This is a genomic window from Butyrivibrio sp. AE3009 (assembly GCF_000420845.1).
GTDB lineage: Bacteria > Bacillota > Clostridia > Lachnospirales > Lachnospiraceae > Butyrivibrio.
This window is the reverse complement of the sequence record NZ_ATVS01000025.1, coordinates 1-16,879: the sequence shown is the minus strand read 5'-3', so window position 1 is coordinate 16,879 and position 16,879 is coordinate 1. Positions and strand designations below refer to the sequence as shown.

Genomic DNA, 16,879 nt, shown 5'->3' with positions numbered 1-16,879 from the left:
AGGAGAGGACACTATGAATTTAAGTGCAATATACCACAGAATGTCAGAGCAGTACTGCTATAGCCTGGATGAGAACCGGCTCATCATCAATATTAAGACCGGCTATGATGTGGATCATGTCTACATCATCTACGGCGATCCTTATGATGCCGGAATAATGGGCGGAAACGAGCGCTGGAACGGCCGGAGAGCAGATATCTGCTATAAAAAGAGACTTAAGAATCATATATGGTGGACCACCACCTTAGAGCCTGAGTATAAGAGATGCAAGTACTACTTCGAGCTTCACAGCGGCGATGAATGTGTATATCTCTTTGAGGACGGCTTTTTGACGCAGGACGAGATGAATATGGAGGGCAAGACCCTTTCCTACTTCATCATGCCCTGGATGAATCCTGCAGATGTCTGCAGAACTCCCGCCTGGGTCAACGATACAGTGTGGTATCAGATTTTTCCCGAGAGATTCTGTAACGGTGACCACAGTATAGATCCTGAAAATGTGATGGAGTGGCAGACCGGCAAGGTGGATTTCCACGATTATTACGGCGGAGATATAAGGGGAATAAGGGACAAGATTCCGTATCTCAAGGAACTTGGCATTACAGGAATCTATCTGAATCCTATTTTTGAGTCCAATAGTAATCACAAATACAACACCAGGAACTACAAGAAGGTGGACCCGCACTTTGGAACCAATGAGGATCTTAAGCTGCTGGTTAAAGAGGCTCATGAGGCCGGAATCAGAGTTATGTTGGACGCTGTTTTCAACCACACCGGTGCAGATCACCCCATGTGGCTGGACGTTCTGGAGAAGGGACCGAAGTCCAAGTATGCGGACTGGTACATGATCAATAAGTGGCCTGTGGATCTTGAGGGGGATACCAGGGACGGAAGATATTATTCCTTTGCTTTTGCCAGATATATGCCCAAGCTCAACACCAACAATCCTGAGGTTCAGGAGTATCTTCTGGACATTATCAGGTTCTGGATCGAGAGCTTCGACATTGACGGTCTTAGATTTGATGTGGGTAATGAGGTATCCCATTCATTCCTCAAGGCTATCAGATACATGACGAGCCATATTAAGGATGATTTTTATCTGCTGGGCGAGATCTGGCACGATTCCATCAGCTGGCTTTTGGGAGATGAGTATGATTCGGTCATGAATTATCCGCTCACAACAGCCATCGCGGACTTCTGGCTCTACAAGAACCGTGGCAGAGAGACCTTTGAGTACGACATCAACAGATGCTTTACCATGTATTATTCTCAGGTCAACGACGTACTGTTTAACCTGCTGGATTCTCACGATACCAACAGGCTTCTCAACAAGTGCGGAGGCAACATAGATATTTTTTACCAGCAACTTGCAGTACTGTTCACTATGCCGGGAAGTCCCTGCATTTACTACGGAACAGAGGTGGTGATGGAGGGTTCCTTCGACCCCGACTGCCGCAGATGCATGCCCTGGGACGAGATAGATTCGGGCCAAAAAGATACAGAGATATCTGAGGTGAAGAAGCTCATAGCCATGAGACATTCCCTTCAGTCCTGTAAGAGCAGGAATTTCCACTTCCCCAATGATATTCCCCAGGAGAGAGTGGTTTCCTACATGAAGATCGGAGAGAATGAGAGTATACAGATCTACCTTAACTGCGAGGAGAAGGATGTAACTATAGATACCAAGAGCTTTTCGGAAGTTATCTATTCCAGAAAATGGACCGAGGGCGATACAGGCAGCGGAGTTCTTGCACCTGACGGAATCCTGATCCTTCGCTACTGATCTGATAAAACGAAAGCTCCCGCAGAGGATTACATATCGCCAATCTGCTCTGATACTGGTAAAATAAGGAAACAGGAGGAGCTCTATTATGATAACGGGCGATATGGTAAGACTCAGAGAAATGACAGAAGCTGATAATGCCGCAGTGGCTGCGCTTGTCAGAGATAACCTGAAACAGTTTAAGCTTGATATTCCGGGAACAGTTTATTTTGACTCCGTATTGGATCATTTAAGTGATTATTATGGCAATAATGAGCGAAGGTACTATGTCATTGAGGATGCAAATGGTGAAGTTATTGGAGGAATCGGATATGACAGATTTGAGCCTATGCAAGATACAGCAGAGCTGCAAAAACTCTATCTTACAGATTCTGCAAAAGGTTCAGGGCTTGGCTACCGGATGATAGATTTCATTGAGAATAAGATGCGTGAGGCCGGCTATAAGGCTTCATATCTTGAGACCCATGATAATCTTCAGGCTGCGATCCACATCTACGAAAAGACGGGTTATAAGGAGATTGAGCGCCCCAAAGAGGTGGTGCACAGTACCATGAACAGATTCTTTCATAAGTTCATAGACAGTGAGTCATAAAGAAAAGGAGCTGTAAGATATGTGGAATATAATCATTATTCCGTTCCTGGGTACAGCGCTGGGAGCGGCCAGTGTATTTTTGTTTAAAAAAGAGATGGGGCAGAAAATGCAGCGAGCCCTGACTGGGTTTGCATCAGGAGTGATGGTGTCCGCATCTTTTTTCAGTCTCTTGCTTCCTGCACTTGATCAGACAGCAGAAATGGGAAAACTAGGGTTTATCCCTGTATCAGTCGGATTCGGGATAGGAATGCTTTTCCTTCTGGTAATGGATATGGTAACGCCTCACATGCATCTGGATAAAAACGAGGAAGGCCCGAAGAGCGGGCTTAAGAGAACAACTAAGCTTGTACTGGCTGTCACGCTCCATAATCTTCCTGAAGGAATGGCGGTAGGAATAGTATGTGCCGGCTGGCTCTACGGGAACAGCACAATCTCTTTTACAGGAGCCCTGGCTCTGGCAATAGGTATTGCAATCCAGAACTTCCCTGAAGGTGCAATTGTTTCCATGCCGCTTCTGGGTGAAGGAGTTCCCAAAGGAAAGACGTTCCTGTATGGTGTTCTGTCCGGAATTGTTGAACCTATAGGTGCACTTTTAGTCATTGCCGCATCAGGATTTTTTATTCCGCTGATGCCTTATCTTTTGAGTTTTGCGGCTGGAGCCATGATATATGTCGTGGTAGAGGAACTTATCCCGGAGATGTCCGAGGGTGAGCATTCGAATATCGGAACGATCTCTTTTGCTCTGGGATTCATACTCATGATGGCTCTGGATGTAGGATTAGGGTGATAGCTTGATTTTTTTTGTATGAAGGGTTATTATACAGTAAAAGATTTTAGACAATGAAATAGCGCACAATACAAATCATGGAAATTTGGAGGTACTATCATGAAATATGCAGTCAGATATTACACAAAGACAGGAAATACCAAGAGATTGGCCGAAGCAGTTGCCAAGGAATTAGGTGTCGAGGCAATGCCAATCAGTGAAGGTGTGAACGAACCGGTAGACATACTCTTTCTTGGAAATTCTTATTATGCTTTCAATATAGATCCGGAGGTACGTGATTTTATTGGTTCATTGGACAGTAACAACGTAGGAAAAATCGTTAATTTCGGATCTGCAGCAATGCTTAATTCCACATACAAGAAGGTTAAGGCGGAAGCTGACAAGGTCGGTATTCCTATGGATGAGAGGGAATTCCACTGCAAGGGTGAGTTTAAAGGCATCCATAAAGGCAGGCCCAATGCCGATGATATGAAGGATGCTGCTGCATTTGCTAAAAAGTTTGTTGAGTAATTACAGTTTTTAGAAAAGGTATTGGAATTATGAGCAAAGATTTTAACATTCAGGAATATATGACACATGGAGTCGAAAGGGTAGTTTCAGACGCGATAAAAGCTACTCTCAAGGACCCAAAAGAGAGCGCATATATGGCTAAGTTTGCACTGGCAACTAAAGCGGCATCAAAGAAAAGAGCACGGCTGGAAGCAGAGGGTGAGCATATCCCTCCATTTCTCATTGCAAGTATAACCAGCAGCTGTAATCTTCACTGCGCAGGCTGCTATTCAAGATGCAACAATGCTACAAATGATTCTGAGCCGGTCAGACAGCTTACTGATGATGAATGGCTTAAGATCTTCAATGAGGCAGATGACCTTGGAGTAAGCTTTATACTTCTGGCAGGCGGAGAGCCGCTTCTTAGAAAAGGTGTAATAGAAGCTGCGGGCAATAAACAGAATATTCTGTTTCCTATTTTTACCAACGGTACTTACATGACTGATAAGTATTTTGACATGTTTGATAATAACAGGAATCTTATCCCTATCATGAGCATCGAGGGTGAAAAGGAAGCGACTGACCGCCGTCGTGGTGAGGGTGTTTATGACAAACTTATCTCAAATATGGATGAGCTTAACCGCCGCGGCCTCATTTATGGCGCATCGGTGACAGTTACTACCGATAACCTTAAAGATGTATCCTCTGAGGATTTCATAGGTAAGCTCTCAGATAAGGGCTGTAAAGCAGTGATATTTGTCGAGTTTGTGCCTGTGACAGACGACTCAAAGCACCTGGCTCCCGGAGATGAGGAAAGGGAATATCTTAGAAAAGAGATAATGAGGCTCAGGCAGGAACATCAGGAGATGGTATTTGTATCTTTCCCCGGTGATGAGAAGAGCTCAGGTGGATGTATTGCAGCCGGAAGAGGGTTCTTTCACATCAATTCCCAGGGCGGAGCTGAGCCCTGCCCGTTTTCTCCATATTCAGACATAAATGTTAAGGACACATCCCTCAGGGAAGCCATGAACTCAAGATTATTCAAAGCATTGCAGAAAGAAGGCGTACTTATGGATGATCACGATGGCGGATGTGTTCTCTATGAAAAAAGGCATGAAGTAGAGGCGATTCTTGGAATATAGCCAGAATTTTTTTGCTTTAGATGTGATATGGACCAAATAATGTGAATTGCATCAAAGAATAAAGAGACTTTTGACGATAATAATTCGTGAAAGTCTCTTTTTTTGTTATACTTGAACTATGTTTGTGGAAATATCTATTAAGTATCAGAGAAACTGAAGAAATTGCGATTACAAGAGAGGAAATAAGAACAACCATGCTTGAGAATTTGATAATAAGGGCGGAGACGCCTGCAGATTATAAAAATGTAGAACTAATGGCTATGCGTAGTTTTTGGAATAAGTATTGGCCCGGATGCACCGAACATTTTCTTATTCGCATTATCAGGGAATCAGAGGATTACATTCCCGAGATCAGCCGTATAGCAGAGGTCGACGGCAAAATAGTCGGGGCTGTTTATTATACAAAGGCATGGATCGTCGATGGAGATGCCAGACATGAAATAGCTACTTTCGGTCCATTGGCTGTTGAACCGACTATGGAAGGAAATGACATTGGTGGTGCTCTTATGCGAGAGACCATAAAGCTTGCAAAGGAAGAGGGAATAAAAGCCATTGCACTAATGGGAGAGCCAAACTACTATCCGAGATTTGGGTTTAAGCGCGGCGCAGAATGCGGTATCACGGATGCACAGGGAAATACATTTGATGCCCTTATGTGCCTTCCTCTCAGTGAGGACTTTTCACAGATAAAAGGCAAGCTCATAGAGAGCGCAGACTTTGAAAAACTCGAAGATGAAAAGAGGCTTGAGGAGATTAATAAGGAATTCCCTGTATATCGCAAGGTCAAAGTTCAGGAAGGTTTCATGCAGATATTTGAGCAGCATCTTGGCGTAGTAGAAGCTATAGATGGGGATAAATACATGGTTCGATACTGGGAACTCTTGATCCCTGCGACGCTTTCGGATGAATTAACTGAAGAGCCTTCTGTTGGAAGTGATGTGAAGTTTATCTGGAACCATAAAGGCGAATCAAGAATAACACAGGTGTTCAAAAACTTGCTTGAAGATTAAATCTAAATATATTTTGTGAAAGCGGCCTGGACTGAAATCGTAGTTTGGGCTTTTTTTCGTCACTCGAGCACTTGTTGACATATGTCAATATCGCTGATAATATTCATTTTGACATATGTCAGAAAGGATGGGGTATGCCTAAGTTTACAAAATGCAGAAAAATAGCGGGTCTTCCCGGGCAGTTTGGCTTTTGTCCGTCAGAGACCATCGAAGGAGAAGCCATAAAGCTAAATTTTGATGAGTTTGAAACAATCCGTTTGTTGGACAAGGAGGGAATGACTCAGGAACAGTGCGCCAGAGAAATGGGAGTTGCCAGGACAACTGTAACAGCTATGTATGAGAGCGCGCGTAAAAAGATCGCTGAGATGCTGGTAGAAGGACGGAGCCTTACTATCTCGGGTGGCAATGTCAGATTTAATATTATGCAGAGTGAGAATTTTAAGAACCTTAGAGTAAAAGGAGAAAACGATATGAGAATTGCAGTAACATATGATAATGGTGAGATCTTTCAGCATTTTGGTCATACAGAGAAGTTCAAGGTTTATGACGTGGAAGATGGAAAGATTGTAAACGAAGAAATAGTAGATACAAACGGTCAGGGGCATGGTGCTCTTGCAGGATTCCTTATGGGCGGTAAGGTTGACATACTTATCTGTGGAGGAATTGGCGGTGGAGCCCAGGCAGCGCTTGGCAAAGCCGGAATAAAGCTATATGGTGGCGTATCAGGTAGTGCAGATGAGGCAGTAAAGGCATTTCTTGATGGGGCGCTGGATTATAATCCGGACGTTAAGTGCAATCATCATGGAGAAGGACATACATGTGGTAATCACCATGATGAGGATCATCATTGCGGAGGTCATTGTGGTCATTGAGCTGTTTCTGACATTCGCAAAGATAGGTTTATTTACATTTGGCGGCGGATATGCCATGATTTCGCTGATACAGGATATCTGTGTGGAAAAGAAAAAATGGATCAGCCATGATGAGATGATGGATATCACAGTCATTGCTGAATCAACACCTGGTCCGATTGCGATAAACTGTGCTACTTATGTGGGATACAAAAAGCGTGGAATGGTGGGAGCAGTCGCTGCTACAGCAGGAGTGATCCTTCCGTCCTTTATTATCATCTATCTGATTTCGCTGTTCCTTGACAGTTTTCTTGAAATAGCATGGATAGCCAGCGCATTTAAAGGAATAAAGATTGCTGTAGGCATACTGATATTGGATGCGGCACTTAAGATGATAATAAAGATGCCAAAGAAACCATTTCAGCTGTTTGTGTTAATAACTGTTTTTCTTATTATGATGGCAGTTAATCTCTTTTCAATAAAGATATCATCAATATCTTTAATGATTGCAGCAGGCCTCTGCAGTCTTGTAACATTTTGCGTCAGGAATAAAATTTACGGGGAGGGACGAAGCATATGATATATTTTGATCTCTTCCTTGGATTTTTGAAAGTCGGACTGTTTTCTTTTGGCGGAGCTTATGCAGCAATACCACTCATAAGGGATGTGGTTCTGCATTATGGATGGCTTGATGATGAGAAACTTGCCTATATGATCGCTGTAAGTGAAAGCACACCCGGACCGATCATGGTCAACATGGCTACATATGTAGGCAGCATGACAGCAGGGATTCCCGGGGCTTTGATTGCAACATTTTCAGTTGTCCTTCCTGCGTTTGTGATTATCGTACTTATAATGATACTGATGAGGGGACTGCTAAATAATCCTTATGTAAAAGCGGTGCTCAGAGGACTAAAGCCATGTATCATGGGGGTAATACTTGCCATGAGCATTAGTATGATCTTACAGAACACTGTCATTAAGGGAACAATACTTGACCCGGATATAAAAGCTGTCGTAGTATGCTCTGTTTTGGCTGCTGTTTACTTTGGCTCCAGAAAAATAGTTAAATCAGGGATATCACCGATCTTGCTGATTTGCATTGCTGCAGTAATGGGGATAGTCGTGTATTAAATTCCATCTAATATTGAAGTTCCTTGATGAAGGCGTAAATAATACATCCTTTCAGCAGGGTGATCATAATACTCTCTTAGGCATGAATGGAGTCTACTCGCATATGGTTAAATTGCAGGCTTCATGACAAAACTTGCTTTATCGTGTACAAAAGAAAACTGAGAAAAATATTCATTTAGAACGATTGACGAAGGAAAGCGAACAGTGTACTCTAAAAATACATTAGCGTACACTGTTCGCTTATTCTTTGTTGCATCTAAACGGGAGAGAACATGCCAAGAGATAAGACTGCGAATCATGAGAAAATTGTAGAGGCCGCTTTTGACGAGTTTAAAAAGTATGGTTTTGAAGACGCATCTATGCGCCGCATTGCAACTGCCTGTGGTATGAGCGCATCCGGCCTTTATAAGCATTTCCCCGGGAAGGCAGAGATGTTTACTTCTCTGGTCAAGCCGGCTTTGGATGGACTCATGAATCTGTATCATCAAATTGAAGATGAATACTTTGATGATCTTTCAAAGAACAAAATAGCAGATGTAAGCGATTCAAAGGGCGAGCTGGTAAGGGCTATGGAGTTTATCTACGACCACTATGATGAGTTTGAGCTTATTATTTGCAAGTCCAAGGGCTCAATTTATGAGAACTTCAAGCATGATATAGCAAATCTTGAGGAAAAAGTGACGCTACGGTACATGGATGAGATCAGGAAAAACGGAATTCATGTGAAAGATATTAATCAAAAAGAATTCCATCTTCTGGTGACCGCGTGCATCGAAGCACTTTTTCAAACAGTGACACATGGATTCTCCAGAGAAGAAGCGGTTCACTTTGCCGGAACAGTACAGAATTTCTATGGACCGGCATGGAAGGAATTTTTTGAATTATAGGTATCAGATCCCCGCATATTGCGGGGATTTATAAAGGATATGTGTTAGCTAACGCTAACAGAGGGCGAAGTACATGTCGAAAGAAAGGGAGGGAAAGAAGAGAATATGGACAGTACTAAAAAGAGATCCACACTCAGCTGGGTGCTTGAATTTGCAGGCATGAATAAAAGCTCATACATCCTGAGTATTATATTTGCCACAATAAGCGTCCTGGCAGGCTTTGTGCCTTATTTTTACGTGGCAAAGATTGTAAGAGCACTTATTGATGGTGAGAGGGATATGAGTTTTTTCCTGACACAATGCGTTATCATTTCATGCTGCTGGCTGGTAAATAAGGCTTTTCACAGCATATCCACAACCCTGTCCCACAGGGCAACATTTGGAGTTCTTGCGGAAATCAGAAGAAGACTTACCAAAAAACTAAGTCTTATGCCGTTGGGAGATGTTTTGGAGGATTCATCCGGCTCCTACAAGAACATAATTGTTGAGCGAGTAGACTCTATAGAAACAACGCTTGCGCATATCATCCCTGAGATGATTTCTAATGCGGTGGTACCTATCGGCATTCTTGTGATCATGTTCACTATCAACTGGAAGCTTACTTTGCTTTCGCTCATCAGTGTTCCGCTGGGACTGATTTTTTACAGTCTGATGATGGTGGGCTCCGAGGAGAGCTTTAACAATACCATTGTTAAGACCAAAGCCCTTAATGACACAGCTGTAGAGTATATTAATGGCATTGAGGTAATAAAGGCGTTTGGCAAGACTAAGACCTCATACGAGAAGTTTATAGTTGCTGCGAAAGAAGGTGCAGACTGTTTCATCGAATGGATGAGAAGGTGCAATTTATGGCAGAATCTTGCTCTCACTCTTTTACCTGCGCAGCTTTTAACGCTCTTGCCTTTTGCAGGACTCTTTTACATGCAGGGAAAAATTGACGGTACGGATGCCATGCTTCTTATCATTCTTACGCTGGGACTGGTATCACCGTTCATGGTAGTTGCAGGACACATGGATAATCTAAAGAAAACGGGATCCATTATTGCTGAAGCTACGTCAATTCTTGGGAAAAGAGAATTGATCCGTCCGGAGACAATGAATAAAAAGCCGCTGGATAATACTATAGAGTTTAACGATGTACACTTTGGATACAACGAGAACGAGGTGCTCCATGGCGTTAACCTGACAATAAAAGAAGGAACTGTCAATGCACTTGTAGGACCTTCGGGATCGGGTAAATCCACCATTGCAAAACTCATCGCATCTTTCTGGGATCCGGACAGAGGGGTGATCACGTATGGTGGAGTGGATATAAGGGATATTCCGCTGGCAGATTATAACAAGAATATTGCATACGTTTCACAGGACAACTATCTGTTTGATGAAACTGTCATGGAAAATATTAGAATGGGAAATCCAGATGCTACCGATGAAGAAGTGATAAACGCAGCGAAAGCATGTGGTTGCCATGATTTCATTATGAATCTTGAAAAGGGATATGATACAAAAACCGGTGGCGCAGGCGGACATCTTTCAGGGGGAGAAAGACAGAGAATCAGCATTGCAAGGGCGATGCTTAAGAATGCACCTGTTGTCATACTTGATGAAGCTACAGCTTATACTGATCCGGAGAATGAGGCTCTTGTTCAGAGAAGTGTTGCAAAGCTTATCGCAGGAAGAACACTTATCGTTATTGCTCACAGACTTTCTACCATAGCCTCCGCAGATCAGATTTTTGTGATAGATGACGGAAATGTAGTGGCTAAGGGAACTCAGGAGGAGCTTCTAAAAGAATCACCACTATATAGGGAAATGTGGGAAGCCCACATATCTTCCAAAGATTCGGAGGTGGCATAATGTTTCGTACTTTAAAAATGTATTTCGATTTTGCTAATAAAGTAAATAGAAAAAAGCTCCTGTCCGCTATGCTTTTAGGAGTGCTAAAGGCAATGTTTGCCATGATCAAGATTCCGGCCATAGCAACAATCATTCAGGGTATCTTGGAAGAGAATATGAGCTATACCACCATTTGGACTGCATTTGGCTTAATGTGCGTCTCTATTGCGGGGCAGGTGATTGTAGGACTAAAGACAACTATGCTTCAGACTGAGGCAGGATATAATACTTGCTCGGGAAAAAGGATTGAGATTGCAGAGCATCTTAGGTATCTTCCAATGGGCTTTTTTAACGCAAACAGTCTTGGAAGAATAACCAATATTACTACCAATACTATGGAACAACTGGCGGATGTGGCTACACTGGTGGTAATGATCACGACTCAGGGTCTGGTAACAACTGCTGTGATATTCGCGTTCCTTGCAGTATTTGATATACGTATTGCGCTTATTCTTTTAGCAGGCATACTTGTTTTCTCGTTTTTCAATACTATGATGCAGCGCGCAACACGCCCGGCTGCGCCAAGAGTAGCTAAGGCAGGTGAAACACTTGTTAGCGCAGTAATTGAGTACATACAGGGTATCGCTGAAGTAAAGAATTACAATCTGACTGAGAAGACTGCCAGAAAACTTGAAGATGCTATAAAAGAAAAACAGGCAGCGGATACTAAAATGGAATTTACGGTTATACCATACATGTTCCTTCAGGGACTTGCGACCAAGCTTACCGGAGTACTCATGTGCATCGTTTCAGTATATTTCTACCTTACAGGCTCCATGCCGCTTCTATATACTATAATCATGACGATTTCATCATTTATGATCTATGAGAGTCTTGATATGATGGGAGGCTTCTCTGCACTTATGAGAAATGTAAATATCATTGTCGACAAGGCAAATGAAGTTCTTGATATTCCGCCAATGGATATTGACGGGGCGGACATTGTATCTGATTCAATGGATATTGAACTTAGAGATATCTCTTTTGCCTATGAAGATAAGAAGATAATTGATGGAGTATCAGTAAAGATTCCGGCGAATACTACTACCGCAATAGTGGGGCCGTCAGGCGGCGGGAAGACTACTCTTACCAATCTTATGGCAAGATTCTGGGATGTCGGTTCAGGCGAAGTTCTTCTTGGAGGCAGAAATGTTAAGGATTACAGCTTTGACTGCCTTATGAAGAATTTCAGTTTCGTTTTCCAGCGAGTTTACCTTTTTGAAGATACCATTGCCAACAATATAAGATTCGGTGAGCCTGATGCTCCAATGGAGAAAGTAATTGCAGCTGCAAAAAAAGCCCGCTGTCATGACTTCATTATGAGTCTTCCGGAAGGATACGATACCATTATCGGTGAGGGAGGCGCATCTCTTTCAGGTGGCGAGAAGCAGAGAATTTCTATCGCCAGAGCCATCATGAAGGATGCGCCTATCATTATCCTCGATGAAGCAACTGCTAATGTTGATCCCGAGAATGAGGCAGAGCTTACCAAAGCAATTGAAGAGCTTACCAGGAACAAGACAATTATCATGATCGCACACAGACTTAAGACCGTAAGACATGCGGACCAGATATTGGTTGTTGCAGACGGTAAGATAGTTCAGAAGGGCACCCATGAAGAACTGTTGAACAAGCCTGGAATATATAAGAATTTTGTTAGTGAAAGACAAGAAGCGGTATCCTGGAAAATTGCATGAAATTATGAGGGAGGGAAGCAGGTAACATGGTTTGGTATGTATTGGTAATTGAAGCGATAGTATTTGCAGTATTATTTACAACAATTCTTTTTGTGTCTTTTCATGGGGAAAAAATGTACAGTCCGGCATGTATCCATAATTACCCGCCTGATATTCAAGAAGAATACTTCAAAACACATGAAAGAGTGGATGTTTCATATAAATCAAAAAAGGTAGTACTGGCGAAGTCCTGTGGAATAATCATGTTTACAGTTATTCTTACCATATGCGCGAAGCTTGCCGGGGCAGTTACATTTTGGCAGGGATTCGCGATCGCTTTTGGACTCATGGTATGGATTGGAGCCTATGACACACTCTTTCTGGACTGGGTGCTATTTGCAAATATGAAAATGTTCAGGCTGGAAGGAACAGAGCACATGGACAAGGCTTACCATCAGAAGTGGTTCCATTTAAAAGGGGCTATATTCCCGGGGCTGGTGTTTGCACTGATTCCTGCAGCTCTTGTAGGACTGTTCATAAGTTTGATGGGGTGAATAAGAAAAGAGGTAAAATTGACAGAAGCGGAAATGAGAGAGTTTGCGGAGGTGTTTGCGTACTATGACTATGATGATAAATTTTTGAGAAAAGTTAGCAATGACTAACAATAAGTAGTATCATGAAGTATAGTAAGTAACAGATTGGGGATGAAGAAGCAACGGAGAGCAGTCTGTATGAGCAATACTCTTAAAAAATCTTCTATATTTAAGCGTTTTTATTCGGAATTGGCTGAAAAATACGGAAAAGCTAAGGCAAAAGATATATGAACGGCTTCAGGGGAGTTGATTATAAACGGACTAAATCAGTGGCTGAAGGTGATGACTGTTGTGACTACAGGCTCACAAAGTCGTTGTAAGGGGGAGAAAATGAAGAATCTTACATCAAGACAGAAGATCATGTTCGGGGTATATTCGATGATATTGGCGATTATAGGAGATTATCTCCTTGGCTACGGTACATTTAGTACGTCCAGTTCACCGGATGCCTATATGGGAGTTGAATGGAGCGTAGCTCCTGACTGGAGATATGCAGTATCGTCCATTCTCGGATTTGCTTGCGCAACCCTGTTTGCTGTGGCTGCTGTTGAACTTCTTAGGGTTATGGAAAAGAAATATCACCTTAATTATTCTAAGCTGTTTGGCCTTTTCAAGATTGCAAACTGGAGCGGAATACTTTATTTTGCTTTCATCCACATAGGTATATGCATGCTCCCTGTTGTGTTTAATGCAGGAATGGCTGCTACAGGCGATGTGAAAACTTCTGCTGATATGGTGTTCAGAGTATTGAAAAGTATTGCAGTTCCCATGGGCATCGGATTTGTAGTATGCGATGTTTTCGTTACAATTGCCTGGATCGGAATGGTATTTAAGAAAATGATTCCTGTGAAAAAGGCTGCATTTATTTGTTGCCCGGTGATTACCTCAATATTAGGGCAGCTCATGAATTACATTTCTGAAGGTCTAGATTCCGGTTTCGAGTCTTTTGGATGGCTGCTCATGTATCTGGTCTGTGCGTTAAGCCTGGTAGACAAGGATGAGAGGGAATGGATATAAGAAGTAACGGCAGAAACTAAAGGACATGCCCTATAGACAGAAGGTGAAGAGAATATTATAATTTTAAGTTAGCATAGGCTAACATATATAAAGGAGGAGTGGACAATGGAACTTACTTTTGGTGATGTACAGGAAACAGCGCTTATCCCGCTTGCAATAAAGGCAAGTGAGACAGCAAGGTCTAATGCCAGGATTATCGACCTTAAGGCAAAAGAGATAATTGATGCTCTTGGAGTTGATGTTAGTAAATACGATCCCTTTTTATCACATGAGGGAGTTGTAGCCAGAACAATACTGTATAGGAATGAGTTAAAACGACTTATCAGCAAGTACCCTGATGCTCTCTGCATTAATCTTGGATGTGGCTTTGATGATAAGTTCTTGCAGGTAGACAATGGCAAGATCACGTGGTTTGATGTGGATCTTCCGGATCAGATAGAGAAGAGACGTAAAGTGTACTCTGACAGGGACAGGTGCACAATGCTCGATGGGAGTGCGCTTGACGGAGAATGGACAAGGAAACTTCCTAAGCGAGACATGACCATCGTGGTTATGGAAGGAGTCCTTGAATACTTTTCCAAAGACCAGGTAAAGACATGCATCAACATGCTTTGTGACAGCTTCGAACATGGATATCTTCTTGCGGAGCTTCATTCTCCGTTCCTTGAAAAGAATGGTAGCCATCACGATGCTGTGAAACATACTAATGCTTCTTTCGGCTGGGGAACAAAGTCAGGCCGTGAATATCTGGATCTTGAACCAAGGATGAGCCTTGTGTCTGAGACGAATTATAACGAAGAAATGAAGAAGTACTCAATACGCGGAAAACTCTTTGCCATTGTGGGCAAGAATATCAACAACAGGCTTGCTGTATTTAAATGGTAAAGCATTAAGGGCGGAATGTATGGATAAGTTTAATGACATCGGAATTGATGACAAGTTAGACTGGAACAGGATAGAGAAGCTTATGCGGATAGGCATATTTGCCGCATGCATGGTGCTTGTGGGAGATGTGCTTATAGGCTATGGGATGCATGATTCTTCTAAAACAGGTATGGAATGGTTCTTATCAGCATATTTGCAATTATCGGATACCAGAATGTTTTGGTCAGCATTTCTGGGATTCATAGGTATTCCACTTGAGGCACTTTGTTACTTTGGTGTATATAGACTGATTGTTCCTAAATCACAGAAATACGCTCATTTGTACAGGACAGGAATACTTGGTGTGTTGGCCTATGCGGGGTGTGGAGTGCACGTTCCTTGTTTATCCACATGCTTCTTTTACAAGTATATGAACGATGTTGCCCCGGAGATTGCAGTGGATGCAGCAGTGAAATTTGGTAAATACTTTCTTTTGCCGGGAATGATAGTGTTCTTTCTATTCTGGATCATCCAACATGTGGCACATATTGCAGCATTCACAAAAGGGCTGACTCCATATCCTAAATGGTGCTGGATATTCTGTCCTGCGGTAGGAATGGCCGCAGTCATGCTGTTTAAGTTCCTTCCTGAATCAGAAGTTCGCAATGCTATTACTGCTGCTTGGATCAGTATAGGGAATTTGTGGATGTTCGTTGGACTTTTGGTTATGGCGAAGAAAGTTAAGGTTGGTGACAGATGATTATTCTGATACAGATGGTTTTATTCTGCCTGCTTTTTACTGCGATGGTAATGTACGCGGTAAGAGGGGGCGCTATTGATGGATTGTATTTCTATCCGAAAGCAGTACAGGAAAGGGCTATAGATATAGGTCTTATAACAAAAGAAACTATGCAGAAAAAGCGCAAGGTCTTCATGACAGAGTTTTACATAGTAATGCTGACAGCGCTTATACTCATTATCGGATTATGGAACAGAGTCTCTGATTTCAAAACGGCATATTTACAGGCTCTGCTATTTCTTGAAGTAATGAATATCTATGATGGTATTGTGGTGTTTTTGTTTTGAAGGGGAAATGATATGTATATCAACGAATATGGAAATCCGGATAATCCAAAGCTCATATTGCTGGCACCGATGATGATATCCGGAGCAAATCTGCATGATCTGATGAGTCCGTATCTTAAGGGAGATTACTTTATCATCGCTCCCGATCAGGGAGGTCATGGTAAAGCCGGGGCATATATCAGCGCCGATGAAGAGTACAGGCAGCTTAAAGCGTTTCTGACTGATAAAGACTATAAGGATATCAAGCTTGTATACGGAGCTTCACTTGGCGTAGCAGTTGCATGGCGGCTATTCTGGGATTCCGATTTTAATTTAGAACGTGCCTGGTTTGACGGTGTTGCACTCAATAAGAGTTCTAAGATGGCAGAAGTGCTTGTGTGTAATCTGTTCAGAAAGAGAAAGAAACAGCTGGATAAGACTCATGTGGAAGCATCAAAATCCCTAGTGGATTGGTATGGCTATGACTTCGCAAAGATGATGACCAAGAATTTTGAAAGGATAACTCTGAGTGATATCGATGCAATATGCCATGCTTGTTGTACCTACGATATGAAGCCATTGTCAAAAGAGCAGCAGGCAAAACTCCATCTTGAATATGGCGAGAAGGATTTTGACCTGAAGCTTTCTATAAAATCTTTTGCCAAGTACATGCCGGATGTGAAGGTGGTTATTAGAAAAGGATACCCGCATTGTGGATACATGGCAGCACATACAAGAGAGTATGTGGAAGAGATTGAAGATTTCATAAATAGAGGAAAATGAAAAAGGGGAAAGTGTGGCAATACACATAATATCTAATCTGACATAAGAAGTTTGAAATGATTTTTCCTATACTCGATCAGCCCTTCATCTTGCATGTGTGAGAGCTCTTTTGAAGAAAGGGAAGCTCCTGCTTGATATAATGAGTTTATCACTCGTGGAGCGGATTTGTGATAGTATGAGTGTTTGCTGGAACAACTCATTTACAGAAAGACACTTGTTACAGCAATGGTTTATTGTAGGAGTGCCTGAGAAAAGAGGCATGTACACTTGGAAATAGATTGGATTACTGTAGGAGTGTCTAAACTGGAGG

The 16,879-nt window shown here is 42.4% G+C and carries 18 protein-coding genes; all 18 read left to right on the top strand.

All coding sequences use genetic code 11. The features are described from left to right. Window positions 1-13: 13 nt before the first annotated feature. On the top strand, window positions 14-1,783 hold the full coding sequence (locus G588_RS0112720) for a glycoside hydrolase family 13 protein (RefSeq protein WP_022779119.1): 1,770 nt from the start codon (window positions 14-16) through the stop codon (window positions 1,781-1,783). Window positions 1,784-1,871: 88 nt separating this feature from the next. Further along, a complete protein-coding gene (locus tag G588_RS0112715) occupies window positions 1,872-2,375 on the top strand; it encodes a GNAT family N-acetyltransferase (protein ID WP_022779118.1) in 504 nt (167 codons plus the stop codon). 19 nt (window positions 2,376-2,394) lie between these two features. Next, a complete protein-coding gene (locus tag G588_RS0112710; RefSeq protein ID WP_022779117.1) occupies window positions 2,395-3,162 on the top strand; it encodes a ZIP family metal transporter in 768 nt (255 codons plus the stop codon). A 99-nt stretch (window positions 3,163-3,261) separates the two neighbouring features. After that, entirely contained in the window at window positions 3,262-3,672 is a 411-nt protein-coding gene (locus tag G588_RS0112705; protein WP_022779116.1) for a flavodoxin family protein, read from the top strand. 29 nt (window positions 3,673-3,701) lie between these two features. Beyond that, window positions 3,702-4,793: a radical SAM protein gene (locus tag G588_RS0112700; protein ID WP_022779115.1), complete on the top strand. Its 1,092-nt coding sequence runs from the start codon at window positions 3,702-3,704 to the stop codon at window positions 4,791-4,793. 86 nt (window positions 4,794-4,879) lie between these two features. After that, on the top strand, window positions 4,880-5,803 hold the full coding sequence (locus G588_RS20200; RefSeq protein ID WP_196804984.1) for a GNAT family N-acetyltransferase: 924 nt from the start codon (window positions 4,880-4,882) through the stop codon (window positions 5,801-5,803). A gap of 134 nt (window positions 5,804-5,937) precedes the next feature. After that, entirely contained in the window at window positions 5,938-6,675 is a 738-nt protein-coding gene (locus G588_RS0112690; protein ID WP_022779113.1) for a NifB/NifX family molybdenum-iron cluster-binding protein, read from the top strand. Then, a complete protein-coding gene (locus G588_RS0112685; protein ID WP_242830368.1) occupies window positions 6,605-7,234 on the top strand; it encodes a chromate transporter in 630 nt (209 codons plus the stop codon). Before G588_RS0112690 ends, G588_RS0112685 begins: the two co-directional genes overlap by 71 nt. Next, window positions 7,231-7,788: a chromate transporter gene (locus tag G588_RS0112680; protein ID WP_022779111.1), complete on the top strand. Its 558-nt coding sequence runs from the start codon at window positions 7,231-7,233 to the stop codon at window positions 7,786-7,788. The genes G588_RS0112685 and G588_RS0112680 overlap by 4 nt, the downstream gene beginning before the upstream one ends. A 272-nt stretch (window positions 7,789-8,060) precedes the next feature. Next, a complete protein-coding gene (locus G588_RS0112675; protein ID WP_022779110.1) occupies window positions 8,061-8,675 on the top strand; it encodes a TetR/AcrR family transcriptional regulator in 615 nt (204 codons plus the stop codon). A 105-nt stretch (window positions 8,676-8,780) separates the two neighbouring features. Continuing rightward, window positions 8,781-10,532 carry an ABC transporter ATP-binding protein gene (locus tag G588_RS0112670; protein ID WP_022779109.1) on the top strand — a complete coding sequence of 584 codons (1,752 nt, stop codon included), beginning with the start codon at window positions 8,781-8,783 and terminating at the stop codon, window positions 10,530-10,532. After that, entirely contained in the window at window positions 10,532-12,268 is a 1,737-nt protein-coding gene (locus G588_RS0112665) for an ABC transporter ATP-binding protein (RefSeq protein WP_022779108.1), read from the top strand. Before G588_RS0112670 ends, G588_RS0112665 begins: the two co-directional genes overlap by 1 nt. Window positions 12,269-12,294: 26 nt before the next feature. Beyond that, window positions 12,295-12,801 carry a hypothetical protein gene (locus G588_RS0112660; RefSeq protein WP_022779107.1) on the top strand — a complete coding sequence of 169 codons (507 nt, stop codon included), beginning with the start codon at window positions 12,295-12,297 and terminating at the stop codon, window positions 12,799-12,801. A 369-nt stretch (window positions 12,802-13,170) separates the two neighbouring features. Then, window positions 13,171-13,857: a DUF6796 family protein gene (locus G588_RS0112645; RefSeq protein ID WP_022779104.1), complete on the top strand. Its 687-nt coding sequence runs from the start codon at window positions 13,171-13,173 to the stop codon at window positions 13,855-13,857. Window positions 13,858-13,962: 105 nt separating this feature from the next. Then, on the top strand, window positions 13,963-14,742 hold the full coding sequence (locus G588_RS0112640) for a class I SAM-dependent methyltransferase (protein ID WP_022779103.1): 780 nt from the start codon (window positions 13,963-13,965) through the stop codon (window positions 14,740-14,742). A 19-nt stretch (window positions 14,743-14,761) separates the two neighbouring features. After that, entirely contained in the window at window positions 14,762-15,481 is a 720-nt protein-coding gene (locus G588_RS0112635; protein ID WP_022779102.1) for a DUF6796 family protein, read from the top strand. Continuing rightward, the gene (locus G588_RS20195) at window positions 15,478-15,807 is read left to right on the top strand and encodes a hypothetical protein (RefSeq protein WP_022779101.1); all 330 of its coding nucleotides are present in this window, start codon (window positions 15,478-15,480) and stop codon (window positions 15,805-15,807) included. The genes G588_RS0112635 and G588_RS20195 overlap by 4 nt, the downstream gene beginning before the upstream one ends. Window positions 15,808-15,819: 12 nt before the next feature. After that, on the top strand, window positions 15,820-16,569 hold the full coding sequence (locus G588_RS22795; RefSeq protein ID WP_022779100.1) for an alpha/beta fold hydrolase: 750 nt from the start codon (window positions 15,820-15,822) through the stop codon (window positions 16,567-16,569). The last annotated feature ends 310 nt before the right edge of the window (window positions 16,570-16,879 follow it).

Excerpts from the sequence above, each read along its gene's own strand:
- G588_RS0112720 (WP_022779119.1), top strand. The coding sequence starts at position 14 with ATGAATTTAAGTGCAATATACCACAGAATGTCAGAGCAGTACTGCTAT.
- G588_RS0112715 (WP_022779118.1), top strand. The coding sequence starts at position 1,872 with ATGATAACGGGCGATATGGTAAGACTCAGAGAAATGACAGAAGCTGAT.
- G588_RS0112710 (WP_022779117.1), top strand. The coding sequence starts at position 2,395 with ATGTGGAATATAATCATTATTCCGTTCCTGGGTACAGCGCTGGGAGCG.
- G588_RS0112705 (WP_022779116.1), top strand. The coding sequence starts at position 3,262 with ATGAAATATGCAGTCAGATATTACACAAAGACAGGAAATACCAAGAGA.
- G588_RS0112700 (WP_022779115.1), top strand. The coding sequence starts at position 3,702 with ATGAGCAAAGATTTTAACATTCAGGAATATATGACACATGGAGTCGAA.
- G588_RS0112690 (WP_022779113.1), top strand. The coding sequence starts at position 5,938 with ATGCCTAAGTTTACAAAATGCAGAAAAATAGCGGGTCTTCCCGGGCAG.
- G588_RS0112685 (WP_242830368.1), top strand. The coding sequence starts at position 6,605 with ATGGAGAAGGACATACATGTGGTAATCACCATGATGAGGATCATCATT.
- G588_RS0112680 (WP_022779111.1), top strand. The coding sequence starts at position 7,231 with ATGATATATTTTGATCTCTTCCTTGGATTTTTGAAAGTCGGACTGTTT.
- G588_RS0112675 (WP_022779110.1), top strand. The coding sequence starts at position 8,061 with ATGCCAAGAGATAAGACTGCGAATCATGAGAAAATTGTAGAGGCCGCT.
- G588_RS0112670 (WP_022779109.1), top strand. The coding sequence starts at position 8,781 with ATGGACAGTACTAAAAAGAGATCCACACTCAGCTGGGTGCTTGAATTT.
- G588_RS0112665 (WP_022779108.1), top strand. The coding sequence starts at position 10,532 with ATGTTTCGTACTTTAAAAATGTATTTCGATTTTGCTAATAAAGTAAAT.
- G588_RS0112660 (WP_022779107.1), top strand. The coding sequence starts at position 12,295 with ATGGTTTGGTATGTATTGGTAATTGAAGCGATAGTATTTGCAGTATTA.
- G588_RS0112645 (WP_022779104.1), top strand. The coding sequence starts at position 13,171 with ATGAAGAATCTTACATCAAGACAGAAGATCATGTTCGGGGTATATTCG.
- G588_RS0112640 (WP_022779103.1), top strand. The coding sequence starts at position 13,963 with ATGGAACTTACTTTTGGTGATGTACAGGAAACAGCGCTTATCCCGCTT.
- G588_RS0112635 (WP_022779102.1), top strand. The coding sequence starts at position 14,762 with ATGGATAAGTTTAATGACATCGGAATTGATGACAAGTTAGACTGGAAC.
- G588_RS20195 (WP_022779101.1), top strand. The coding sequence starts at position 15,478 with ATGATTATTCTGATACAGATGGTTTTATTCTGCCTGCTTTTTACTGCG.
- G588_RS22795 (WP_022779100.1), top strand. The coding sequence starts at position 15,820 with ATGTATATCAACGAATATGGAAATCCGGATAATCCAAAGCTCATATTG.